Origin of the sequence: Streptomyces sp. Ru72 (genome assembly GCF_002920635.1) — a bacterium.
GTDB lineage: Bacteria > Actinomycetota > Actinomycetes > Streptomycetales > Streptomycetaceae > Streptomyces.
Genome location: NZ_PQSR01000051.1, coordinates 24,987 through 47,219 on the forward strand (window position 1 = coordinate 24,987; position 22,233 = coordinate 47,219).

The 22,233-nt window shown below is 68.4% G+C and carries 23 protein-coding genes; 18 read left to right on the forward strand and 5 right to left on the reverse strand.

Annotated features, from left to right (window positions below; genetic code table 11):
* Positions 1–94 precede the first annotated feature (94 nt).
* The 11 genes from C3488_RS22745 to C3488_RS22795 all read left to right on the forward strand — a co-directional run bounded on the left by C3488_RS22745 (position 95) and on the right by C3488_RS22795 (position 13,524).
* Complete coding sequence (locus tag C3488_RS22745) at positions 95–937, forward strand: polyphosphate polymerase domain-containing protein (RefSeq protein WP_103842212.1); 843 nt, start codon at positions 95–97, stop codon at positions 935–937.
* Positions 934–1,611 (forward strand): DUF4956 domain-containing protein, encoded by a 678-nt coding sequence (locus C3488_RS22750; RefSeq protein ID WP_037724132.1) that lies wholly within the window; start codon positions 934–936, stop codon positions 1,609–1,611. Before C3488_RS22745 ends, C3488_RS22750 begins: the two co-directional genes overlap by 4 nt.
* A complete protein-coding gene (locus C3488_RS22755; protein WP_103842214.1) occupies positions 1,611–3,344 on the forward strand; it encodes a CotH kinase family protein in 1,734 nt (577 codons plus the stop codon). Before C3488_RS22750 ends, C3488_RS22755 begins: the two co-directional genes overlap by 1 nt.
* An 86-nt stretch (positions 3,345–3,430) precedes the next feature.
* Positions 3,431–4,174 carry a response regulator transcription factor gene (locus C3488_RS22760; RefSeq protein WP_103842216.1) on the forward strand — a complete coding sequence of 248 codons (744 nt, stop codon included), beginning with the start codon at positions 3,431–3,433 and terminating at the stop codon, positions 4,172–4,174.
* On the forward strand, positions 4,171–5,742 hold the full coding sequence (locus C3488_RS22765) for a cell wall metabolism sensor histidine kinase WalK (RefSeq protein WP_103842218.1): 1,572 nt from the start codon (positions 4,171–4,173) through the stop codon (positions 5,740–5,742). Before C3488_RS22760 ends, C3488_RS22765 begins: the two co-directional genes overlap by 4 nt.
* Positions 5,743–5,773: 31 nt before the next feature.
* Entirely contained in the window at positions 5,774–6,610 is an 837-nt protein-coding gene (locus tag C3488_RS22770; protein ID WP_181139148.1) for a fumarylacetoacetate hydrolase family protein, read from the forward strand.
* Between the two features lie 151 nt (positions 6,611–6,761).
* Complete coding sequence (locus C3488_RS22775) at positions 6,762–8,051, forward strand: bifunctional glycosyltransferase family 2/GtrA family protein (RefSeq protein ID WP_103842222.1); 1,290 nt, start codon at positions 6,762–6,764, stop codon at positions 8,049–8,051.
* Positions 8,052–8,068: 17 nt separating this feature from the next.
* A complete protein-coding gene (locus C3488_RS22780) occupies positions 8,069–10,327 on the forward strand; it encodes a glycosyltransferase family 39 protein (RefSeq protein ID WP_103842224.1) in 2,259 nt (752 codons plus the stop codon).
* Positions 10,328–10,378: 51 nt separating this feature from the next.
* Positions 10,379–11,122: a response regulator transcription factor gene (locus tag C3488_RS22785; protein WP_103842226.1), complete on the forward strand. Its 744-nt coding sequence runs from the start codon at positions 10,379–10,381 to the stop codon at positions 11,120–11,122.
* Positions 11,119–12,657 (forward strand): cell wall metabolism sensor histidine kinase WalK, encoded by a 1,539-nt coding sequence (locus C3488_RS22790; RefSeq protein WP_103842228.1) that lies wholly within the window; start codon positions 11,119–11,121, stop codon positions 12,655–12,657. The genes C3488_RS22785 and C3488_RS22790 overlap by 4 nt, the downstream gene beginning before the upstream one ends.
* Positions 12,658–12,712: 55 nt before the next feature.
* A protein-coding gene (locus tag C3488_RS22795) for an IS5 family transposase (protein ID WP_258053597.1) occupies positions 12,713–13,524 on the forward strand; the annotation gives its coding sequence in 2 pieces (ribosomal slippage) (positions 12,713–13,036 and positions 13,039–13,524; 810 coding nt in all).
* Here the strand turns inward: C3488_RS22795 and C3488_RS22800 are convergent.
* A complete protein-coding gene (locus tag C3488_RS22800) occupies positions 13,508–13,753 on the reverse strand; it encodes a helix-turn-helix domain-containing protein (RefSeq protein WP_258053592.1) in 246 nt (81 codons plus the stop codon). The two genes, C3488_RS22795 and C3488_RS22800, sit on opposite strands and share 17 nt — an antisense overlap.
* Before the next feature lie 225 nt (positions 13,754–13,978).
* Here C3488_RS22800 and C3488_RS40695 point away from each other — a divergent pair, with 225 nt between their 5' ends.
* The 5 genes from C3488_RS40695 to C3488_RS22825 all read left to right on the forward strand — a co-directional run bounded on the left by C3488_RS40695 (position 13,979) and on the right by C3488_RS22825 (position 16,817).
* Positions 13,979–14,758 carry a polymorphic toxin-type HINT domain-containing protein gene (locus tag C3488_RS40695; protein WP_181139149.1) on the forward strand — a complete coding sequence of 260 codons (780 nt, stop codon included), beginning with the start codon at positions 13,979–13,981 and terminating at the stop codon, positions 14,756–14,758.
* On the forward strand, positions 14,758–15,012 hold the full coding sequence (locus C3488_RS22810) for a MafI family immunity protein (protein ID WP_103842230.1): 255 nt from the start codon (positions 14,758–14,760) through the stop codon (positions 15,010–15,012). Before C3488_RS40695 ends, C3488_RS22810 begins: the two co-directional genes overlap by 1 nt.
* Positions 15,013–15,189: 177 nt before the next feature.
* Positions 15,190–15,504 (forward strand): hypothetical protein, encoded by a 315-nt coding sequence (locus tag C3488_RS40700; RefSeq protein ID WP_103842232.1) that lies wholly within the window; start codon positions 15,190–15,192, stop codon positions 15,502–15,504.
* Positions 15,505–16,181: 677 nt separating this feature from the next.
* Positions 16,182–16,625 carry an aminotransferase class III-fold pyridoxal phosphate-dependent enzyme gene (locus C3488_RS22820; protein WP_258053598.1) on the forward strand — a complete coding sequence of 148 codons (444 nt, stop codon included), beginning with the start codon at positions 16,182–16,184 and terminating at the stop codon, positions 16,623–16,625.
* A gap of 24 nt (positions 16,626–16,649) precedes the next feature.
* A complete protein-coding gene (locus C3488_RS22825; RefSeq protein WP_374955450.1) occupies positions 16,650–16,817 on the forward strand; it encodes a hypothetical protein in 168 nt (55 codons plus the stop codon).
* 547 nt (positions 16,818–17,364) lie between these two features.
* Here the strand turns inward: C3488_RS22825 and C3488_RS40185 are convergent.
* On the reverse strand, positions 17,365–17,520 hold the full coding sequence (locus C3488_RS40185; RefSeq protein WP_181139150.1) for a hypothetical protein: 156 nt from the start codon (positions 17,518–17,520) through the stop codon (positions 17,365–17,367).
* A gap of 126 nt (positions 17,521–17,646) precedes the next feature.
* Entirely contained in the window at positions 17,647–18,261 is a 615-nt protein-coding gene (locus C3488_RS22835) for a YceI family protein (protein WP_103842234.1), read from the reverse strand.
* Between the two features lie 522 nt (positions 18,262–18,783).
* On the opposite strand from C3488_RS22835, the gene C3488_RS22845 reads away from it, so the two are divergent.
* Entirely contained in the window at positions 18,784–19,611 is an 828-nt protein-coding gene (locus C3488_RS22845; protein ID WP_103842238.1) for a hypothetical protein, read from the forward strand.
* Between the two features lie 426 nt (positions 19,612–20,037).
* Here the strand turns inward: C3488_RS22845 and C3488_RS42395 are convergent, their stop codons facing one another.
* Positions 20,038–20,472, reverse strand: coding sequence for a hypothetical protein (locus tag C3488_RS42395; RefSeq protein WP_308460684.1), 435 nt, complete (start codon positions 20,470–20,472; stop codon positions 20,038–20,040).
* A gap of 2 nt (positions 20,473–20,474) precedes the next feature.
* Positions 20,475–21,287 (reverse strand): hypothetical protein, encoded by an 813-nt coding sequence (locus C3488_RS22850; protein WP_308460685.1) that lies wholly within the window; start codon positions 21,285–21,287, stop codon positions 20,475–20,477.
* 340 nt (positions 21,288–21,627) lie between these two features.
* Here C3488_RS22850 and C3488_RS22855 point away from each other — a divergent pair, with 340 nt between their 5' ends.
* Positions 21,628–22,116 carry a hypothetical protein gene (locus C3488_RS22855; protein ID WP_258053594.1) on the forward strand — a complete coding sequence of 163 codons (489 nt, stop codon included), beginning with the start codon at positions 21,628–21,630 and terminating at the stop codon, positions 22,114–22,116.
* Positions 22,117–22,233: the final 117 nt, after the last annotated feature.

Sequence of the window (22,233 nt, forward strand, 5' to 3'; positions counted from 1 at the left end):
AAGGAGGCGCATGGTGGCACTACCGGTGACCACGTGGCGGAAATCCGAGAGCCGGGGGGAGGAGCAGCCCCCGGCAGAGGAACAGCCGTTGCACGTGGCCAGCAGGCTGCACTCGTTCAACCGGTTCGAACTCAAGTACCTCGTACCGGTCGAGGAGGCGGCCGAGATCCGGGACGAGCTGGCCGAGCGGATGGACCACGATCTGAACAGCCCGGTCGGCGGGTACGGGGTGTGGAGCCTGTACTACGACACACCGCAGCTGCGGTTCTACTGGGAGAAGATCGAGGGCCTGAAGTTCCGGCGCAAGCTGCGCATCCGCCACTACGGGAACCTGGACGGGGTGACCGACGAGTCCCCGGTGTGCGTGGAGATCAAGCAGCGGGTCAACCGGGTCACACAGAAGCGCCGTATCACCCTCCCGTACGGCGTCGCCCGCCAGTTGTGCGACGGCCGGGAGATGGTGGAGCACTCCGCCAGGGAAAGCGCCTTCATCCAGGAGGTGCTCGAACTCGTCGTACGACTGAATCTGCAGCCGACAGCGATCACCGGCTATCAGCGCGAGGCGCTGGTCGGCCGGGCCGCGGACACCGGGCTGCGGGTGACCTTCGACCGGCGCATCCGCGGCCGGGACCGGGACTTCCACTTCGGCACGGAGAACCCGGAGAACCGCTTCACCATCCCGCCGCACCTGTCGGTGATGGAGATCAAGGTCAACGAGCGCACCCCGTACTGGATCACGGACCTGGCGGCCCGCCGCAACCTCAGCCTCATCCGGGTCTCCAAGTACGTGCAGTCCATCGAGGCGTTCGGGCTCGCGCCCCGGTCCATCTTCCACGTCCACGAGGCCGACCATCCATCGCCTCACACCCCCACCACGAACGGGCTGTCCGAGCAGCCGTCGGCGCGTCAGGCGCCCTTGAAAGCAGGAGCACAGTGAACTTCGATCTGCAGGAACTCAGCGGCACGTTCAGCGTTGCCGATGTCGTCGTGGCCATGGCGCTGTCGTTCGTCCTGAGCACGTTGATCGGTTACGTGTACCGGTACACGCACCGCAACGTCTCCTACAGCCAGTCCTACGTCCAGACGCTCGTCATCGTGGGCATGGTCGTCGCGCTGATCATGCTCGTCGTCGGGTCCAACCTGGCGCGGGCGTTCTCCCTGGTCGGTGCGTTGTCCGTGGTCCGGTTCCGGAACGCGGTCAAGGAGACACGCGACGTCGGCTTCATCTTCCTGGCCATGGCGATCGGCATGGCCTGCGGCGCCCGCTTCTACACGCTGGCTGCGGTCGGCGCCGTGGTGATCTGCGCCGTCATGCTCGTCATGTTCAAGTTCAACTGGTTCGCCCTCAACGTGCAGCGGCAGGTCGTCAAGGTCCAGGTACCGGCCGGTGAAGACTACGGCCCCGCCATCGGTGACGTACTGATCAAGTACACCAGCGAGTTCGAGCTTGTGAGCACCGAGACGATCCGCGGCGGCGCGCTGACCGAGGTGTTCTACACGGTGCGCATGAAGAAGGGCACCGAGCCCGGCGACCTGGTGGCCGCACTGCAGGAGCGGACATCGGGCCAGCGGGTGACGGTGCTGACCGGTTACGACTCGACCGACCTGTGATGGCCGACGGCAGCGAGGCGGCCCCCACGGCCGCTGTGCGCAGGCCGCGGCGGATGCGGGACCGGCTCCCCGTACGGCTGCGGCACCACTGGAAGCCGGCCGGCGCCCTTTGTGCGGGACTGGTGGTGATGGTCTATTTCTTCGGCGACGCCCGAGTCTCGCCGTACGTCACCTCCTCCTCCCGCGTGGAGGCGGACGCCATCACGCAGAACGTCGAGGGCACGGTCGACCTGTACGACACCTCGGTCTCCCACTCCATCCAACTGGAGTACGAGCAGACCGACTTCACCAAGATGATGAAGGAGTTCCGCGAGGACGGGACCAAGGACTACATCAAGGCCGACCTCACCATCGACGGGGTGTACCTCAAGGACGTCGGAATCCGTCTCAAGGGCAACTCCACACTGGCGTCCCTGCGCGGAAGCGGCCAGGGCAGGCCCGGTGGCGGCCGGACCATGCCCGAAGGCGCCGAGCAGGGCGCCCCGGAGGCGCAGCAGGACGGCGCGACCGGGGGCCGGGACCGCGGCCAGGCCAATGGCGGCGGTCCCGGCGGCATCGGGGGGATGATGCAGTACAACCTGTCCGAGAAGAAGCCCGAGGAACTGCCCTGGCTCATCAAGATCGACAAGTTCGTCGGGGGCCGCGCCTATCAGGGCGAGCGTGAGATCTCGCTGCGCCCCGGAAGCAACGGCCAGGTTCCGGTGAACGAGGCCCTCGCGCTGAGCCTGACGGACACCACCGGTCAGAAGAACGAGCGGTATGCCTTCACGTCGGTAAAGGTCAACAGCCGCCCGGTCGCCACCCGGTTGATGGTCGAGAGCCCGGACACGGAGTACGCGGAGTCCATCGCTGACGGCAACGGCGTGCTCTACAAGGCGCGGGCCGGCGGCAGCTTCGAGTACAAGGGCGACGACCCGACCGACTATAAGGAGTCGTTCGAGCAGCTCAACAAGGTGGGCAGCCAGGACCTGGAGCCGGTCATGAAGCTCATCAAGTGGGCAAACGAGGCGTCGGACGAGGAGTTCGAGAAGGAACTCGACCAGTACGTGGACGTCGAGTCCCTGGCGACGTATCTCGCCGCGCAGAACCTGCTCTTGAACTTCGACGACATGGCCGGACCCGGCAAGAACTATCTGCTGTGGTACGACCTGGACACCAAGAAGTTCTCGGTCCTGGGATGGGACTACAACCTCACCTTCAGCGGTGACGCGACCTCGGGCCCGGACGACGACACGGGCATGGGTGGTGCCTTCGGTGGTGGCGCTGGGGGTGCCACTGGGCAGAGCAGCCAGGGCGGCCAGGGCACAGGTGGCCAAGCCGCGCAGAACACGCCCTCCGGGATGCCGTCAGGAATGCCCGAAGGAATGCCTTCGGGGATGCCCGAGAATCTGCCGGAAGGCATGCCGTCCGGTCTGCCGGGCGGTCAGAACGGCCAAGGCGGTCCGGGCGGTGAGGGCGAAGGCGGTGGGTTCGCCGGCATGATGGGCCACCCGCTGAAGGAGCGCTTCCTGGACTCGGACACCTTCGATCCCGTCTACAAGAAGGCGTACAAGGAGCTGTACCAGAAGTTCTACGGCTCCGGGACCGCCCTGAAGGCGCTGAACGCCATCGCCGAACAGGCGGGGAAGGCCGGTGCCGACGGCAAGGAGCTGGACTCCGCCGTCGAGAAGCTGCGCAAGACGGTCACCGAGCGTACCGCGGCACTGGCCAAGAACAAGGAGGTGACCGGCTGATCACCGGCGCCCGGACGGCAGTCCCCCGTGGGGCGCCGTCCGGGCGTTCGGCGCACCGCGAACGCCTCACCAGCGAAGGAAGGTCCATGCCCGCGTCGTCTGCGCCCGCGCCACCCCAACACAATGTGCTCGTCGTCGAGGACGACCCCAGCATCCGCACCTTGCTCACTTCCGCCCTGCACGCCGCCGGCTACTCCGTGAGCACCGCCGACACAGGCCAGACCGCCATGTTCGAGGCCGGTCGCCGGCAACCCGACCTGATCGTGCTGGACGTCGGCCTTCCGGACATCGACGGCTTCGCGGTGACCCGTCATCTGCGGGCTGAGGGCGTCTATACGCCGGTGCTGTTCCTGACGGCACGCACGGACGTCGAGGACCGCATCATCGGCCTCAGCTCCGGCGGCGACGACTACGTCACCAAGCCGTTCCACGTGCAGGAGGTGCTGCTGCGCATCCGTGCCATCCTGCGGCGCAGTGACATGCCACCGGGCGGAGGGACCAGGAGGCCGCCGCTGCGGTACGCGGATCTGGTGCTGGACCAGCAGACCCACGAGGTGCGCCGGGCCGGTCTGCCCATCCAGCTGTCGCCCACCGAGTTCCGGCTCCTGGTCTGCCTGCTTGCGCAGCCGGAACGCGTGGTGGGCAAGAAGGAGATCCTGTCCGAGGTCTGGCACTACGACTTCGCCGGTGACGCCCGCATCGTCGACACCTACGTACGCAACCTGCGGCGCAAGATAGACCGGTTCGAGCCCCAGCTCATCCAGACGGTCCGCGGTGTCGGCTACTGTCTGCGGGCCGCGCGCCCTGGACCGGGGGCGGCGGCGCTGTGAGGCGGTGGCCGCGCCGGCTGAAACCGCGCTCGCTGCGCGCCCGCCTGGTGCTTGGCGTCACGCTGCTGGCCACCTCGGCGGTTCTGCTCTGTCAGGCGGCAGGGCTCGCCCTGCTCCACTCCTGGCTGACGGACCAGGTCGACGGGCGGCTGACCCGTTTCCAGCCGGTGCCCCAGCTGTATCAGGACGTGGCCGACGGCCGGACGGCGTCAGGGGAGGCCGGCAGGACGAGCGGCCTCCCTTCGGACTACCGGGTGTACTTCTACGACAGAGGCGGCCACCGGCTTGCCATGTCGCTGAGCGGCGACGGGGGCAGTGCCGGGCCGCGACTCCCGAAGTCGGAGGCGGAACTCGGCCTCAAGAACGGCCGACCCGCCACGGTCGCCGCGACCGACGGCGGCAGCACCTGGCGGGTGATCGCCCGGTCCGGCACCGACGGCACCCGGGTCGTGGTGGCGCTGCCTCTGAAGGAGGTGGACGAGGCGACCTCCCGGATGCTGTGGTTCAGCCTCGCTGTCGGGGTGGCCGTCGCAGCGGGGGTCGTCCTCTTCGGCACCCTCGTTGTGCGGCTGGGACTGCGGCCGCTGGTCGGAGTCGAGCGCACTGCAAGGCGCATCGCCGAAGGTGAGTTGGAACTGAGCGTTTCGGACCGGCATGCGGTCACCGAGGTCGGCCACCTCAGCCGTGCCCTGAACACGATGCTCGACCGGCTGCGTACCGCGTTGCGTCGCACCGAGGCGTCGGAGCAACGGCTGCGCCACTTCCTGGCGGACGCCGGCCATGAACTGCGAACTCCCCTCACGTCTCTGCAGGGCTTCGCCGAACTCCTGGTGCAGGAGCCGGAGATGAGCCTGGAACGACGCCAGGAGGCACAGCAGCTGATCGTGCGGAACGCCGACCGGATGAGCCGTCTCATCGAGAGCCTGTCCCAACTGGCCAAGCTCGGTGAGGTACCCGCGACGCGGTGGCAACCAGTCGACCTCCTCTCTCTCGTGGCCGACGGTATCGCTGCCGCCGCCGTGCGACACCCCGGGCGCAGCATAGGCCTTGGCACTCTCGCCGACCCCGAGGACGACGCCCGCGTGAACGAGTTGGACGTCGTCGACGCCGTCGGCGACCCGCATCAGCTGGCGCAGATCCTGTCGAATCTGCTCACCAACGCGTGCGTCCACACTCCGACCGGGACACACATCCAGGTGCGCGTCGGCACCTCCCGAGTCCGCCCACACGGGCCGGGCACGACTGGACCGGGCCGTACCAGCGCCAACGCTCCGCTCACACCCGGCACTCAGGTCTGTGTCGTGGAAGTCGCCGATGACGGGGCCGGCCTTGCCGAGTCGCACGCGCGGCGGGTGTTCGAGCGGTTCTACCGCGCCGATGCCGCCGAGCGGGCCGCGGCAGCGGGGTCCGGCCTGGGGCTTGCGATCGCCGCCGGCGCCGCGGAGGCCAACGGCGGCCGTCTGGAACTCGAGGCCAGGCCAGGCGAAGGCTGCACATTCCGCCTGCTCCTGCCGTATCAGCCCGCCGCTGCAGCCACGGCTGCCCCGGCTCCCCACACCTGCGTATAGGGCCGCATCGCTACCAAAAGGAGTGTCACCGGTGAAGCTCAGCACCATACGACTGGGAGAAGACCGTACAGCCGTCGCACGTCTGCAGAAGAAGCACTGCGTGGTGCTGCCCTACCCGGACGTCGGGGCGCTGATCGCCTCCGGCGAGGACTGGCGGGAACGAGCCGCTGAGCAAACCGGTGAACGCCACAGGCTGGACGACATCTCTTACGCGCCCCTCATCTCCCGGCCGAGCAAGATCGTTCGTGTTGGACCCCATTACGCCGCACGGGTGCGAGAGACGGGTATCTCCTTCCCCACCGTTCCGGTGTTCTCCGTGCGGCAAGGCGGCCAAGGCGTCGCCGGTGCCCGCGACGCCATCTGCCTGCGGGCCGAGGGACGGAACGTGGACTGGGGCGTGGAGTTGGGCCTGGTGATCGGGTGCCGGACCCGTGGGGTCACGGCCCGGACGGCGCTGCGCCATGTCGCGGGCTACACCGTCGTCAACGGCGTCGCCGAGCGGAGCGACTCGGGAAGCGCCCCCGCCTCGGGCCTGTCCACCGACGTCACCCTGGTGGGCCCAGCCATGGTCACCACCGATGACGTGCCGACGGGCGGCCGCGGTCTGACGATGAGCTGTGTCATCGACGGGCGGGTCCGCCAGAAGGCGAACACCTCGCAGCTGATCTTCGACGTCGCCACCGTCATCGCCCATGTCAGCACCGTGATCACGCTGCTGCCCGGAGACCTGATCACGATGGGCAGACCGGCCGGACCCGGCACCGGACGCGAACCCGAGGTCCTTCTGTACCCGGGTGTGGACATGGTCACCGAGATCAAGGGTGTCGGGGAACTCAGGAACTCCGTGGTGCGGTCGGGTTCGCAGTGAACCGTGGGAGCGTTTTCGGCCATTGATCTGACTCCCCGTCAGTTCCCAGCGTTCTCTCCCCGCCTGCACAGGCAGGGCGGCAACAGTGAGGCCGAGGCCGGACCTGGGCCTCAGAGCCGCAGTCTGCCGTCCCCTCACGCCTGAGGAAGCCATGACTCCCACCCCCCACCTCACCGAGACCACCGCCCGCCCGGAGCGCTTGGCCCCGTTCCAGCAGGTCGAGCGGTCCCTTCATGCACAAGCCGGTACCGCGACGGTCGACATCGTCGTGCCGGTCTACAACGAAGAACGCGCCCTGCCCGGCTGCCTGCGCACACTCCACGCCCGACTGGCGGCGGACTTCCCCTTTCCGTGGCGGATCACTGTCGCCGACAACGCCAGCACCGACGAGACCCTCGCCACCGCCCGTCGCCTCGCCGACGAACTGCCGGGCGTCGGCGTGGTCCACCTCGACCGCAAGGGCCGCGGGCTCGCCCTGCGCACCGTCTGGGGCGCCAGCGACGCGGACATCGTCGCGTACATGGACGTGGACCTGTCCACCGGCCTCGACGGGCTGCTGCCGCTGGTCGCGCCCCTGGCCAGCGGTCACTCGGACCTCGCCATCGGTTCCCGGCTGGCACCTGGGTCGCGCACGGTGCGCGGCCCGCGCCGCGAGTTCATCTCCCGCTGCTACAACGGCATCATCCGGCTCACGCACGGCGTCCGGTTCACCGACGCCCAGTGCGGATTCAAGGCGGCCCGCACCGAGGTGCTGCGGCCGTTGCTGCAGGTGATCCGCGACGACGCGTGGTTCTTCGACACGGAGCTGCTGCTGCTCGCCGAGCACAACGGACTGCGGGTCCACGAGGTCCCCGTCGACTGGGTCGAGGACGTCGATACCCGGGTGGACATCGTGGGCACCGCCACGGACGACCTGCGAGGGCTGTGGCGGATGGCGCGGTTCAAGGCATCCGGCGGCGCCCGGGTCGACGTACCGTCTCGCCCCGCACCGGCCGCCGAGCACCCCGACGCGGTCCTCGCACCCGCTACCCGACGTGGCGCGTTGTCCTGGGAGGTCGGCTGTTTCCTGGCGATCGGTGTCGTCTCCACGGTCGGGCAGGCGCTGCTGTACTGGCTGCTGCGCGGTTGGTGGAGCCCGGCTGTCGCCAACCTGGTCTCGCTGTTCGTCCTCACCGTCCTCAACACGGAGGCGAACCGACGCCTCACCTTCCGGTACTCCACTGCTCCGCCAGCGCGGGCCCATCTGGGCGCCGGGGGCCTGTTCGTCCTGGGGTACCTGGTCACCTCCGCCGCGGTGCTGGGGTTCAAGTCGATCGACCCCGGGGCCTCGACAGCCGCGGAGACCGCGATCCTCGCCACAGCATCCGTCGCGGTCACCTGCGTGCGCTTCGCCGTGCTGCGGCTGGCCGTCTTCACCAGCGCCCCCCGCCGTACCCGTTGACGAGAGCGACTTCCGACATGAGCAATCCCACACACCTCAAGCCCGTACCGGCCGCCTCAACACCCGACGATTCGCCTGCGTTCGTCCGCTCGCTGCCCGCCTGGGCGGCACCGGCCGCACTCGGAGCGATCCTCGTGCTCGCGGCCGTCCTGTACGGCTGGGCACTGGGCTCTCTGGGATGGGCCAACAGCTACTACTCTGCGGCCGTGAAATCGATGGGGAAGAGCTGGACCAACTTCCTCTTCGGCTCCTTCGATCCGGCCGGGGTGATCACGGTCGACAAGCCGCCGGCCGCGCTGTGGCCGCAGGTGATCAGCAGCAAGATCTTCGGGCTGCACGGCTGGGCGCTGGTCCTGCCGCAGATGATCGAGGGCGTGGCCGCGGTCCTCGTCCTGCACCGCACCGTGCGGCGCTGGGCGGGGGAGGGGGCGGCGCTGGTCGCCGCACTGGTGCTCACTCTCACGCCCATCACCGTGGCCATCAACCGGGACAACAACCCCGACACGCTGCTCGTCCTGCTGCTGGTGTCCGCGGCGTACGCGCTCACCCGCGCGGTGCAGGCCGAGGGCAGGACCGCGACATGGTGGCTGTGTGCGAGCGGCTTCCTGATCGGGTGCGGATTCCTCACCAAAATGCTCGCCGCCTGGATGGTCATTCCCGCGTTCACTCTCGCCTGGCTCGTGGGAGGAAGCGGCCCCTGGATACCGCGAGTGCGGCGTCTGCTGGGCGCGGGGGCCATCCTGGCGGCGTCCTCCTTGTGGTGGGTCGCCATGGTCGCCCTGTGGCCGGGCGACCGCCCCTACATCGGAGGCAGCAAGGACGGTTCGGCCTGGGATCTCGTGGTCGGCTACAACGGGCTGGGCCGGGTCTTCGGCTCGAGCGACGGGATGTCCCAGAACATGGGCGGGCTCGGCGGCGGGTTCGGTGGTGCGTCCGGCCTGGGGCGGTTGTTCAACGCGCAGGTGGGCGGCCAGATCAGCTGGCTGCTGCCGGTCAGCGCACTGGCCTTGGCCGTCGCCCTGGTCAGCGTGGCGATGCGCCGACGCGGCATGCTGTCCGCCGACGCCCTGCTGCCGGCCTCCGGCTGGCTGCTGTGGGGGACCTGGCTGGTGGTCTGCGCAGCCGTGTACTCGACACAGAAGGGCATCTTCCACCCCTACTACACCACTCAGCTCGCTCCGGCGATCGCCGCCCTGTGCGGCGGACTGACCGCCGCCCTGGTCCGTGCCCACCGTGCCGGCGTGCGCTGGGCGCCCCTGGTGGGCGTGGCCGCGGTCGTGGTCAGCGCGGTCTGGGCCGTGGCACTGGTCCGCCGCGACTCCGACTGGAACGGCTGGCTGGTGTGGCCGGTCCTGCTGTTCGGCTGCGCCGCGGTCGTCCTGCTGCTCCTCGCGCGGCGGCGCGGCCGGCTGCTGACGGTCGCCGTGGGTGCCGCCGTCGCGTCGGTCCTGGTGGCCCCGGGCGCGTGGGCGGTCAGCGTACCGGGCTCGACATCCGCCATGGGCGGGTCCAACCCGACGGCCGGTCCGACGACGTTCGGTTTCGGCGGGGGCGGCCGCATGCCCCGGCAGAGCGGGAACGACGGCGACCGTTTGTCGGGGATGCCGTCGGGGATGCCGTCTGGCTTCCCGGGTGGTGACGCACCTTCGGGACAGTCCGGTCAGCCCTCCTCCGGCGATGTTCCTTCGGGCATGCCGTCAGGTATGCCGTCCGGTATGCCCACAGGGGGAGCGAACGGCATGCCCGGCATGTCCGGAGGAGCGACCTCGGGAGACAGCGACATGCCGTCGTTCCCCGGCGGCGGTTCCGGGAAGGCCCCGAGCGGACGCGGCGGCTTCGGCGGCGGCGCGGCACTCACCAGCGAGCAGCGTAAGATTCTCGACTACGCGGTGGAGCACGCACCCCGGGCCCGCATCAAGCTCGCTGTCGAAGGCGGTGCCATGGCCGCCAGTTCCTTCATCCTGGGCTCGGACGAGACCGTCATCGGCATGGGCGGTTTCACGAGCATGGACAACGCGCCGTCGGTGGACCAGTTGAAGGAGTGGACGAAGAGCGGGGAACTACGCTACGTCCTGGGCTCCGACAGGAACAGCGGCGGCAGGCCGGGCATGCCCGGGTCCGGCAACTACACCAAGCAGCGTTCCGACTGGATCGCTGACAACTGCACCAAGGTTCCGGCATCGGCGTACGGCGGCACGTCGTCGAAGGAGAGCAGCGGTAGTGCGATGGGCTTCGGAGCAGGAGCCGACGTGCTGTACGACTGCGCCGCCAAGTAGGCGACGCCGGAGCAACGGGGACCACACGGGAGAACGGACCAGCATCACGTCATGACCGAGCAGTCCGCAACGACTCGTCCGCGACATCGGCTTCTCGTGGTTGAGGACGAGCCCAGCATCCGCACCCTGCTGGAGGCGACGCTCCGCCTGACCGGATACGAGGTGAGCAGCACCGACACCGGACAGTCCGCCCTCGTCGAGGTCGAACGCCTGCGACCGCACCTGGTGCTGCTCGACGTGATGCTGCCCGACCTGGACGGCTTCGAGGTGACCCGCAGGCTGCGGGCGGCGGGTGACGAATGTCCGATCCTGTTCCTGACCGCCCGCACCGGCACCGACGAGCGCATCCAGGGCCTGAGCGTCGGCGGGGACGACTACGTCTCCAAACCGTTCAGCATCGAGGAGGTGCTGCTGCGTATCGAGGCCATCCTGCGCCGCACGGCACCGGTGGACGCGGCACTCCCACCACCGAGCGTCCTGCGCTACGCCGACCTCGAACTCGACGAGGGCGCTCACGAGGTGCGTCGCGCGGGACAGTACATCGCCCTGTCCCCGACCGAGTTCAAGCTCCTGGCCTACCTCCTGTCCAACGCCGGCCAGGTGGTGAGCAAGGTCCAGATCCTCGACCAGGTCTGGAGCTACGACTTCGCCGGTGACGCCAGGATCATCGAGACGTACGTCCGCTACCTGCGCAGGAAGATCGACTGCTTCGAGCCGCCGCTCATCCAGACCGTGCGCGGCGTCGGCTACTGCCTGCGGCTGCCCCGCGACCACGAGGGGACGCCGGAGCAGTGATTCCTCGGCTGCCCCGGCCGCCCGGCTCACTGCGACAACGACTGATCCTCGGCGTCACTGTCCTTGCCACGGCGGCGGTCCTGATCTCCCAGGCCATCGGCTACGTGGTGCTCCGCTCCTGGCTGCTCGATCGCGTCGACGAGCAGCTGGTGGAGTTCCACCCCCCGACCCCGGCCTTCTACGACGCCCTCCGTGGCGCCTTCCCCGCGCCGGCCGAGCGCCCGGACGTACTGCCGTCGGATTTCCACGTCTACTTCTACGACTCCTCCGGGCATCGCCTGAACAACTCCCTCGGCTCCGAGGCGAAGCCGGGGCCTCGGCTGGCCGATCAGGCGCAGGACCTCGGCCTGAGGGACGGGTACCCGGAAACCGTGTCCGCCACCAGCGGTGACGGCCACTGGCGGGTGTTGCTCAATCCCGGCCCGGACGGCATGAGTGCGGTGGTCACCCTGCCGCTCGACACCGTCGACGGCGCCACCTCGAAGCTCCTGTGGCTGAACGCCGTGCTGCTCGCCGTCACGATCGCCGGCCTGCTCGCCCTGGGCCGGTGGGTGGTCAGGCTGGGACTGCTGCCACTGACCAGGACGGAGCGAACTGCCCAGGACATCACCGCGGGCCGGCTCGACCTGCGGCTGCCGGACACCGACCCGCGCACCGAGATCGGACGGCTCGGCCGGGTGTTGAACTCCATGCTCGACAGACTGCAGACCGCCCTGCTGGCCCGCGAGGCCTCCGAGGCACGGCTGCGCCGGTTTGTCGCGGACGCCGGGCACGAACTGCGCACTCCGCTCACCGCCATCCAGGGGTACGCCCAGCTCGCGCTGCGTCCGGAACGGCGCCCGGAGCGTGAGCTGCGGGAGGCCAACCGGTTCATCGCGCAGAACGCGGAACGCATGAGCCTGCTCGTCGACGACCTCCAACTGCTCGCCACCTTGGACCGCGAACCCTCCTACCGGAGGGAACGGGTCGACCTGCTCTCGCTCGCGGCGGACGCGGTGAGCGCGGCCTCTGTCCACAGCCACTCCCATCCCGTCGACCTCGGCCCGCTGCCCACTCCGGCAGATCCGGGCGGTACCGAGGAACTCGACGTGGCCGAGACCGTCGGCGACCCGCGCCGACTGGGCCAGATCCTGGAGAACCTGCTGTCCAACGCCCGCATCCACACCCCGCCGGGCACCCGTGTCCACGTACGGGTGGGCACGACAGAGACCGGACCCGGAACCGGCGGCACCGACCGGCCGGGACGCACCTCGGCCTCGCCGCCGCTCCCGGAGCGCCTCCCGGTCGGCGTGATCGAGGTGGCGGACGAAGGACCGGGCCTCGCCCCCATCGACGCCGAGCACGTCTTCGAGCGCTTCTACCGGGCCGACCCCGCCCGTTCCCGCAGCCACGGCGGGAGCGGCCTCGGCCTCGCCATCGCCGCGGCCATCGCCCAGGGCCACGGCGGCCGTCTCGAACTCGATACCGTCCCGGGCGAGGGCTGCACCTTCCGGCTGGTCCTCCCCGCAGCCGACTTACAACGGCTAACACAATGAGGTGGTCGAGCCGTGGTGTGCGTGTCTGGACGGCGAGTTGAGCGTTGTCCGATGCGTGGGGGCATCACCGTGGATCGTGTCGGATGAGCTGTGGGAGCGGATCGAGCCGCTGTTGCCGAGGCGGGAGCGCAGGTTCCGGTATCCGGGCCGTAAGCCGTTGCCGGATCGGCAGGTGCTGTGCGGGATCCTGTACGTGCTGCACACGGACATCCAGTGGGAGTACCTGCCCAAGGAGCTGGGGTTCGGTTCGGGGATGACGTGCTGGCGGCGGCTGCGGGACTGGAACGAGGCCGGGGTCTGGCAGCGGTTGCACGAGGTCCTGCTCGCGGAACTGAACGCGGAACGGAAGCTGGACTGGTCCCGCTGCGTGGTCGATTCCTCGCACGTCAGGGCGTTAAAAGGGGGAGCCGCACGGGCCCGTCGCCGGTCGACCGGGGCCGGGCCGGCTCCAAGCACCATTTGATCACTGACGGCCATGGAACCCCGCTGGCGGTCATCCTGACCGGTGGGAACCGCAACGACGTCACCCAGCTCCTGCCTCTGCTGGATGCCGTCCCGCCCGTCCGTGGCCGCGTCGGCCGGCCACGCCGCAGAGCGGTCACCCTCTACGCGGACCGCGGCTACGACCACGACCGTTACCGCAAGGAGGTCCGCGCCCGGGGCGTGGTGCCCGCCATCGCACGGCGCGGCACGGAGCACGGCTCCGGCCTGGGCGTCTACCGGTGGGTGGTCGAGCGGACCTTTGCCTGGCTGCACGGCTTCCGCCGGTTACGTGTGCGCTGGGAGCGACGAGCAGACATCCACGAAGCGTTCCTCAAACTCGCCTGCTGCCTGATCACCCACCGGCAACTCAAGTCATTGTGTTAGCCGTTGTCAGCTTGGGCCGGGACACGGGCCCGGCAGACCGCAGCCCCTCGGTGCCAGCCTCGTGCCAGGCCCGGCGCCAGCGCTGCACCGAGCGCACACTCACCCGTAAGTCCTTGGCGACCTCGGCGTTGGAGGCACCTGCAGCGAATCGCTCCGCGGCATCCAGCCGGATCCGCTCGCGAAACGCCTGCCGTTCAGGCGTCAGCCCACCACCCTGCGGATATCTCACACAACAGGCATACCGCGACGATCACACATCGTCAGCCCTCAACGACATCACGCCAACAAGGTCAGTAGCGGTGCAGCCTTCGGTGCCGTCACCGGCGGACTTACCGAGGGGGCCGGGCAATTTCTGGCCTCTCGCTTCGATGAGGGAACCCTGGCCAACTCCCTCGGCAAGCTGTTGAGCAACTCCGGCGGATGTAATTCCTTCACGGCCACGACGGTCGTTGAGATGGCCAACGGCACCAAGAAGGCGATCAGCGCCGTCACCACTGGTCAGACCGTTCTCGCCACCGACCCACTCACCGGTGAGACCAAGCCGGAAAAAGTCACCGCCACCATCGTCACCAAGGGCGACACTGGCTTCACCGACCTGACCGTTCATGCGGCCCGCGGTGACAGCAAGATCACCTCGACTCAGCACCACCCGTACTGGGATATAACACGCCATCGCTGGGCGAACGCGAGCGACCTCCATATCGGCGACCACCTACGTGGCACGCACGGCGGCACCGTGACGGTGGCCACGGTCCGCAACTACACCACCCACCTCCCGACGTACAACCTCACGGTCAACGAACTCCACACGTACTATGTACTCGCAGGTGCTACGCCGGTCCTGGTGCACAACTGTCCGGCGGCAGCTGTTCAGCCTGGCTCGTCAGCGCGGATCAACTTGGCCAGCGCGGAGCGTACCGAGCACATCCTTGTCGGCGAGCAGAGGGTCGACGGGTCATGGAGCGGCGGCCACATGTGGCCGGGCAATCGCGGCAAAACGGTGTTCCCGGAGTCCTGGTCAGCCGACGACATAATGGAGCATATCTCTGATGTGGCGACCGATCCGAATGCCCGCTGGGAAGGCGGCGGTCCGCGCGGATCCTTGTACACGAGGAGGGGCGATCCTGCACGGTTCAGGGTCTTCGGTGAACGTGACGGTGTGTGCATTCGCGCCGTTGTTGAACCAGCTGGTGAGGGTATCATCACCGGCTTCCCTGACCCTGGAGCTTGCTGATGGTGAATGAAGAACTCCGCCGATTGGCCGCCATGTTGTCTCAACATGCTCCGGCCAACTTGGTCGAGGAACTCCTGGTCTACATCGATGCCGACGAGGCCAAGGTGGGCTTGGAGCAGCTATGCGACACCCTGTCGGACGAGGAGGAGCCGTTGTCGGCGGAGGAGGCTGCTGTCATCCGCCGAGTCGGGAATGCCTTGGGGGTGACGCGTGCCTCGCTCCGGGACATCGACGAACTCGTTGTAGATGGCTGAGCATCAGTCGCCTGGCTTTATCGGTGAGTCCTGACACCGGTTGTCGATCGGAGGCGACACCGCCCGGTATTGGCGGAAAGTGATATCGCCGATTTTTGATACCGGGTCTGCTGCACGATCGGGTGACATCTGAACTCGCTTGCCCTGTGGGGCGGGTGGAACTCCCACGCCGGTGACATGGACTGTGAACAACGGCAGGCGCGGCTCGAGGGCCTCGGACGGGTCGAACTCAGCGGCGAGGAGATCATCGCCTTCGAGACGAAGGTGGCCATGGCCAAGGCGATGGTCCGCAAGGCCATCGCTGACCGGATCCCGTTCGCCGGGGTGACGGCGGACGCGGCGTTCGATCCCCGCACGTGCGTCACCTACTGGTCGGTGCCGCTGCAGTCTCCCGGGCAGCTGTGCGCGCCGCTGAGCGTGGCGCGGCTCGTCGCGGCTGGACAGCATGCGTTGGCCGAACTCGGCGATGAGGAGGCGCCAGATGAGACGTGAGGACCGTCTGGCGACTGTGTACCTCGTGCTCCTGGCCACGCTCGCATCTGCACTCGCGTGGGGGATCGCCCGCTGAACCCGCCCCGAGCGCAGGGGACCCCATGGCGACCGGAGGACAGGGTCGCCTCCACGAACTGCCGCCTCGCGAGTCTCCGCACGAACCGGTGAGGCGGGGCTGCCCGTCCCGTCGTAGGACCGTCAGCCTGCGGCGGGGACGGGTCTCCCGCCCCCGCCCCGCATCCGGACGACGGGACGCTCGGATGTGAGGGATCGACGGCGCGTCGGCTGACGCGCTAGGAGGCGCGTGCCGGGGAGGCAAAGGCGGGCAGTGCGCAGCAGCGCGAGGCAGTCGCGTCGTGCTTAGCAGGCCAGTGGCGGTGCGTCACAAGCGCCGTGCCCAGTGACTACATCCAAGAAGGGACTTCTTTTCGTGGATCGGTATTTATCCCGTCGGGAACGGCTGCTGACATCGTCCAGGCCCTTGCCGGACTTCGATGTCGTGGCTGCGAGTGGGCCCTGGCTCCACTGCGCTGACGGCCGCCGGATTTTCGACGGTTCGAGCGGACTCTTCTGCGTGAATGTTGGCCAAGGCAGCCGCAAGGTCTTCTCCCGCATAGAGCAGCAGTTCCCCCGTTCGTCGTTCGGCGGCGCCGCCGTCGTGCGCCCCCCACACCCAGCTGGAGCTGATGGACCGTCTCTGCCGCGCCGTGGGACGTCCGGATGACTCCGTCGCGCTGGTCACGTGCGGGACGCTCGGCGTGGAGGTCGCCGTCGGGTTGGCCCGCAACATCGCGCGCGTCCGCAGCGGAAAACGGCGCGGGGACATCCTGACGTCCACCTTGAGCTATCACGGGATGAGCGCGCTTACCCTCGCACTCGCCGGCAACCACGCCCGGCGCCCGCGCCCGGAGGATGCGCTCGGCCTCGGCCCGGCGTTCCCGGCGCCCTACCCGCCAGTCCACGACCACGCCGAGCGAGCGTGCGATGCCTCCTGTGCCGAGGAGATGGCGAAGGCGATCGACAGCAGGGGAGCGGACAACGTCGCCGCCGTCCTGCTGGAACCCGTCAACGGCACCACCGGCGGCGCCTACGTGCCGCCCGACGGATACCTCACGCGATAATGCTCGAGGCGGGCGTCCCTGCGAGTGAAGCGGGTGGCGGCGCGGTGCCAGCTCTGGATCTGCGCGGCGGAGATCGTCATCGCGCTCTGCCGGAGCTTTGAGGTGCACCGCGAACCGGTGGGCAAGCGCATCAAGGCAACAGTCGATCTCGCCGATGACCCCGTCGGAGACGTGGCCGACCGCGCGCTGTGACCAGGTGGTGCAGCTGAGGGCGTCGTCGGATAGGGGATCTGGGACGGCCGGCTGACTCGAACGCCGCAGATCGATACGTTTCGCCAGTGGACCATGACGCAGGCATGCCGTACGACGACATGACGGACACTGAGTTCGACGAGTTCTGCTTCGATGACACGTGAGCTGGGGTTCGTGAACGTCGACTGGCGCAAGGGGACCGGGCTGAACGCGAGTCCGGCCGACGGCGGGCGAGACACCGTCGCGGACCGCCAGGTCGAGGAGTTCGACGGATCCGTCCACCTCAAGCGGTGGTTCGTCGACTGCAAGCACTACGTGCTGACCGTGCATCCGGCCGACACACTGCATTGCCCCCCGTCGCTTCGGCGGCGGGGGCTTTTGTGCTGTCTAGGGCGGCCGCCGAGCGCCCGGTGGGCTCCGCCCGGAGGCGGGTTCCTGCTGCGGCGGCCGCATTGTCACGGTACGCGGAAGGCGACCGCCTTTCGGCCTCAGGCCACACTCGCCGCAGAGGTGCCCCGCGTCCCCGCCGAGGCGGGCGCTTGTGCTGTCACCTCGTGGTGCGCCGCCAGAACGAGACTGCGATGACGCCGAGGAACACGCTCATGCCGAGGTCGATCCAGTCGCGGTCTTCCGTGAAGCTCATGAATCCGCCGAGGGCGAGGCAGGTGAACAGCAGAGCCAGCAGCAACCAGACGGCCTTCATGGTTCCCCCCAGGGTGTGCACAGTAAGGGCGCCACGGTAGAGCCACGGTGCACCTCCCGTCATCCCGGGCACTCCCCTACTCCCGGAGTCCGGTCTCGGGACGGCAGATCTGGCACATCTCGATCGTCATGGTGTCGTCGTCGAGCGCGAGGAGGACCTCGTCTCGGGAGAGGTATCCCATCTCGCTGCGCCCAGCTCGGTCACCGCGTACTCGATGCGGACGTCGTCGGCCAGTTTCAGCGCGCCCAGGAACGTGCTGTACGGCTTGATGCCCCAGGTGGACTGGGTGACGGTCGCCCAGCCGCACACCATGCCGTCCCCATCGCTGCCGCCGTGCACGGTCACGGGGTGGCTCTGGCCCTTGATGGTGAGGTCCCCCGTGATCTCGAAGGACTCGGGCGTTCCCGTGATGCTTGTGGAGCGGAAGGCGATGGCCGGGTGCTGTGCGGTGTGTAGCAGGCCCTCGCCCTCCAGCGTCCGCTTGATCTCCGCTTTGTCGGTGTCGGTGAGGGGTTTGAGTCCTCCCGTCCCCTCCCGGACGGTCAGCGATCCCGTCTCGACCGTGACAGTCACCGACGACTTGCCCGGATCGTCCGTGACGACCACCGCGTTCCCGGCCCATCGGGTGGCCTCGATCGTGAGGTCGTGCCCCGCCCTCCGGCCAAGCCCGGCGCGGCTGGTCTTGATCAGCAGGCGGCCCGTCGGCGGTCCGAAACCGTATGTACCATCACTCAACGCCACAAAATTGACTGTACGTGATGAGAGTGGTCCGCGTCCTAAGGTGTGCGTGCAGGAGGGGCCGCCCGAGTGGAACTCGAGCTGGACCGGTGCGGCTCAGTGGCCGCTGCCGCGCCCTTCGGCCAGGGGGCGTACACCGGTAGGGGCAGGTCTACCCGCCTGGTCGGCCAGGTGGAAAGGAAGTTGGCTACCGGGTGGTGTCGGTTGGTCGGTCCACTGGGCGTAGCTGGGCTGTTCGGGCAGAGCGATGAGGGACAGGTCCAGTCCGTCGCGTTCTTCGCCCGGGCACAGCAGTGACTCGATCACATCATGCGCCACTGACACTTCGGCCCTGTCACTGCGCAGGGACACCGGGCTTCCCGGAGCAGGCAGCGCGCCGCTGCGGCGGCGTCCGGAGTGGGTCAGGCCACCGGCTGGGAGGCGCCCTTTCCCGCCTGTCCGGGGCCAGATGCAAGAATGCGGCCCTCGGGCCGCAGAACACACGCGGCCCACCATAGGGCGCGGATACCGATGGAACGGGGTGCCATGGGATTGGCCATGTGCCCGCTGTGCAGCGACGACGAGGACATCGAGTTCGTCCGCGCCGTGGATGACGGACGTCGGGTAGTGAAGCACCGGTGCGGCTACGAATGGGAGCACGGAGAACCATCTCCCTCGAAGAAACGGTCCTACTCCTTCAACGACCTCAAGGCCCGTTTCCCGAAACCCGAAGACGTCGAGCCTGAGTGGCTGGAACGAGCGACCCGGCTCAAGACGCAGTACCTCGCCACCAAGCCGGGCTTCGACCCCGAGGTGGCGGCCTACTGGGAGAAGTACGAGAAGATCTTCTCTCCCGAGGGTTTGCGGACATGCGCTCCTAGGCTCCTCAAGGACTTCGCCAACTCCGATGTCGGAGCCCATCCCGGCAACCAGGCCACCTTCAACTCCGCCTGGAACGCCATGGGCGATACCGCGGCCGCGGAGGCGACCCGCCAGACCACCGAATACCTCCTGTACGGGCCTGACGACGTGCCACTCGAAGACCGGCTGCAGCAGCTGCTGGCCGACGCCAAGCCGTTCGCCATGACCGGTTTCAAGGAGGCACTCCTGACGAGGGCTCTCTGCGTGGTGCAGCCCGAACGGTTCCTGACGATCCTCAAGTACACGACACAGGCCTGTGGGAAGCGCGAGATGGCGCGGATGGTCTACGAACTGGAACTGCCGGCACCCGAGTCGGTCAACTGGACCCTCGGTCGGCTCATCCTGTGGAGCAACGACCTTCTGCACGCCCTCGTCGGCGAAGGCTTCGCCAACCAGCAGCACTCCGCCGCGTTCCTGTGGTGGGCCAAGGACCAGCTCGGACGGTTGCCGTAGGCGCCCACTGACGTCACTGAGCCGCTGTCTGATGTAGCCTCCGCCGATCCCGGAGCGGTTCGCGTCACCGCAAGGATCTCTTGTGCAACGAGATCGGCGCGTTCAGGATCGGCCCTTGTCGACGGCAAGGCTGTCCTTCGAACACCGGTGACACGATGGCCGGCAGACCCGCCCCAGGCGCTGTCGAGCCGGGCACCGAGGTCAGCGCGCGTGATCGGCCCGTGAGAGAAGCAGGTGCGCTGACGCGGGGCGGAGGTAGTCGGAGTGCGTGCCCTCGATTCGTAAGGGTGAGCTGCGGTGGCACGCGCTAGCATCTCCGTTGATGAGCCGGGTGGCGCGGAAGGCGTAACTGCCGGTGATGCAAGGGCACGGTGTGCAGGCGCTCCCAGTTCAGTGCGCTTCGCTGTGCTGGAGAAGACGTTCGCGTCAGGTGCGGGTGACCGTGCCGCACACGTCGGGACGGTTCGGGTCGAGGTTCTTGCTGCGGTCGTAAGGGTCTGTTGCCGGGCCGGTCGCCGGCGCTCCGCTCGCAGCGTCCGTGGTGAACTGCGGATGGAAGAAGCCGTCGTAGATCTCGCAGGCGCTGTTCGCGATGTCCTCGTCGTAGCTGATCACACCCAACTTGCCGGGTGTGACCTGGTATTTCGTCGGATCGAGCAGCTGCGTGTCCAGCACGCGACGCACGATGGTCCGTTGCACCTCCGTGGAACCACGCCCGGCCTGGGCGACGGGATAGACGAAGGTGTAGTCGGCGTGCACCATGACGGAGGCGCGCTCGCCCCGTTTGAAGGTCATACGGCCGCGGACCTTGACCACATCGCCGACGAGCCGGAGTTCGTGCGGGTCGAACCGGCTGAACATCGTCAGGGGTCGTGGCGCTTGTCCGGCTTGCGCAGCGCGGTGTCCAGCAGGTCGAGCAGATCGGTCTGGTGCGGGTCGATCACGTCCAGCGCCGCCTGCGGACGCTCGCCGCGCAGGGTGCGGGGATCCACGTTCGCCGCCACGAGGAGTTGCTTGGTCTCCTTCAGCGCGAAAGCGACCTGTGCCCTGCTCAGGGTGCCCACCGGGGTTGCATTCGGCAGCACGATGGCGTCGGCTCCGTCCGCCCACCCCTCGGCGGGCGAGCCCGCGAAGGGCCGCTTCAGCGTCGGCACGCCGGGCTCCCTGGCGGACGGGGCCGTGGTGGGCCGGGTCGTCTCCGGCGGCAGGGGGGTGGGCACTGAATCCGCGTCGCCGGAAGACGCGAACCGGTCTCCCAGCCCGTCGGGCAGATGGGACAGCGCCCAACCCGGATGGACCGCGATGACGGCCACGGCCACCGCGACGACTACACCGACCGCGCTGAGCATCCGGCGTCGCCGCCCAGCCCGCCCGTCCAGCTCACGCCATGCCGAACCGGTCCGCCAGCCTTCCGGCTGCCATGGCTGACCGGCCGCGCCGGCCCCACCCTTCTTCCGGAACCGCCTCTTGCGCCCGCCCTGCTGAGCCGTGGCCCGCGCGTCCTGTTCCCGCAGCCGTGCGGTGACCATGCGTGCGCGGGCCGAGGGCTCCTTCGGCGCGGTGGACCGTATCTCACTCTCGTGGTCCCGGAGGAACTTCTCCCACATCTCGTCGGGTACCGACGATTCCTCCCCGTCCTTCGCCGGTCTGCCGTCGTCCGGCCCCTTGGTGCCCATGGGCCCCCTCCTTGTCGTTCACCGTTCCTCGCCTGCGCGCGTGCCTGACCAGGGCGTAACGCCTGCAGGCTGTGGCGATCAGCGGTAGCAGGCGCACATCCAAGCAGAGGCCACCGACACCGGGGGACAGGGGGTGCCGTTCTGCGGGCGTCGGTCAGGGCGTATGGACACTGCTCGTCGCTTCCAGCTCACGGCCCGGAAGCACCAGAAGTGACGCCCATGGTGTCGACGATCACGCAATTCCCCGGCTGTAGTGGGTCGAGGGTCACGTAATTCCCCACCCTCACGGTCACGAGTCCCCACGGGCACGGCGGTCGCAGGGAGTTGAGAGACTCCAGCTATGGGATCTTGGGGAACCTCGGGGCCGGCGCTGTTGTCTCTGGCCGGTGTCGCACTCGGCGCCGGCGGGTCGCTCTTTGGTCAGTACCTCGTATCGCGAGCGAGTACCCGGCAGCTCGAAGTGCAGGAAGCAGCCGCGCACCGCGCGGAGCTCAAGAACGCGGTCCTGAAGTTCCTCAGGCTTGCATCGCAGGTGGAGAAGGCAGCGTTCGTGCGCTCGAGCAGTGCCGACAACTCAGCCGATCCCGTGCTCGATCAGCTTGTCGATGACTTGTGGCTCGCGCATGCGGAGATCGATCTGGCGGCCAGAAGCGAGCCCCTGCGGGGCGCCGCCTATCGCTACGCGTTCATTCTTGCGCTGGCGGTCCGGGGCGAGATAACCGACGCGTTCGCGCTGCGCACGCCGCAAGCGCAGTTCTTCGACGCCGCATATGACGACATGTGGCCCGGACAGCGGCGGACGGCCGGGGAGTCCGCATCACCTCGGTGAGGTGGAAGGTTTCCCCATCTTGGGCGGTTTGAGCGTCATGTGATTCTTCAATCCGATTCCTCCCGTTTGGACATGGGTAGCGCGGAGTCCGGGATCGAGGGACCTGGTCGTCGCGGA

What these genes read in the sequence shown, in the direction of transcription:
- C3488_RS22755 (WP_103842214.1), top strand. Translation starts at nt 1,611, where the DNA reads ATGGCCGACGGCAGCGAGGCGGCCCCCACGGCCGCTGTGCGCAGGCCG.
- C3488_RS22760 (WP_103842216.1), top strand. Translation starts at nt 3,431, where the DNA reads ATGCCCGCGTCGTCTGCGCCCGCGCCACCCCAACACAATGTGCTCGTC.
- C3488_RS22775 (WP_103842222.1), top strand. Translation starts at nt 6,762, where the DNA reads ATGACTCCCACCCCCCACCTCACCGAGACCACCGCCCGCCCGGAGCGC.
- C3488_RS22780 (WP_103842224.1), top strand. Translation starts at nt 8,069, where the DNA reads ATGAGCAATCCCACACACCTCAAGCCCGTACCGGCCGCCTCAACACCC.
- C3488_RS22785 (WP_103842226.1), top strand. Translation starts at nt 10,379, where the DNA reads ATGACCGAGCAGTCCGCAACGACTCGTCCGCGACATCGGCTTCTCGTG.
- C3488_RS40695 (WP_181139149.1), top strand. Translation starts at nt 13,979, where the DNA reads ATGGCCAACGGCACCAAGAAGGCGATCAGCGCCGTCACCACTGGTCAG.
- C3488_RS22810 (WP_103842230.1), top strand. Translation starts at nt 14,758, where the DNA reads ATGGTGAATGAAGAACTCCGCCGATTGGCCGCCATGTTGTCTCAACAT.
- C3488_RS40700 (WP_103842232.1), top strand. Translation starts at nt 15,190, where the DNA reads ATGGACTGTGAACAACGGCAGGCGCGGCTCGAGGGCCTCGGACGGGTC.
- C3488_RS40185 (WP_181139150.1), bottom strand. Translation starts at nt 17,520, where the DNA reads ATGAAGGCCGTCTGGTTGCTGCTGGCTCTGCTGTTCACCTGCCTCGCC.
- C3488_RS22845 (WP_103842238.1), top strand. Translation starts at nt 18,784, where the DNA reads ATGGGATTGGCCATGTGCCCGCTGTGCAGCGACGACGAGGACATCGAG.
- C3488_RS42395 (WP_308460684.1), bottom strand. Translation starts at nt 20,472, where the DNA reads ATGTTCAGCCGGTTCGACCCGCACGAACTCCGGCTCGTCGGCGATGTG.
- C3488_RS22850 (WP_308460685.1), bottom strand. Translation starts at nt 21,287, where the DNA reads ATGGGCACCAAGGGGCCGGACGACGGCAGACCGGCGAAGGACGGGGAG.
- C3488_RS22855 (WP_258053594.1), top strand. Translation starts at nt 21,628, where the DNA reads ATGGGATCTTGGGGAACCTCGGGGCCGGCGCTGTTGTCTCTGGCCGGT.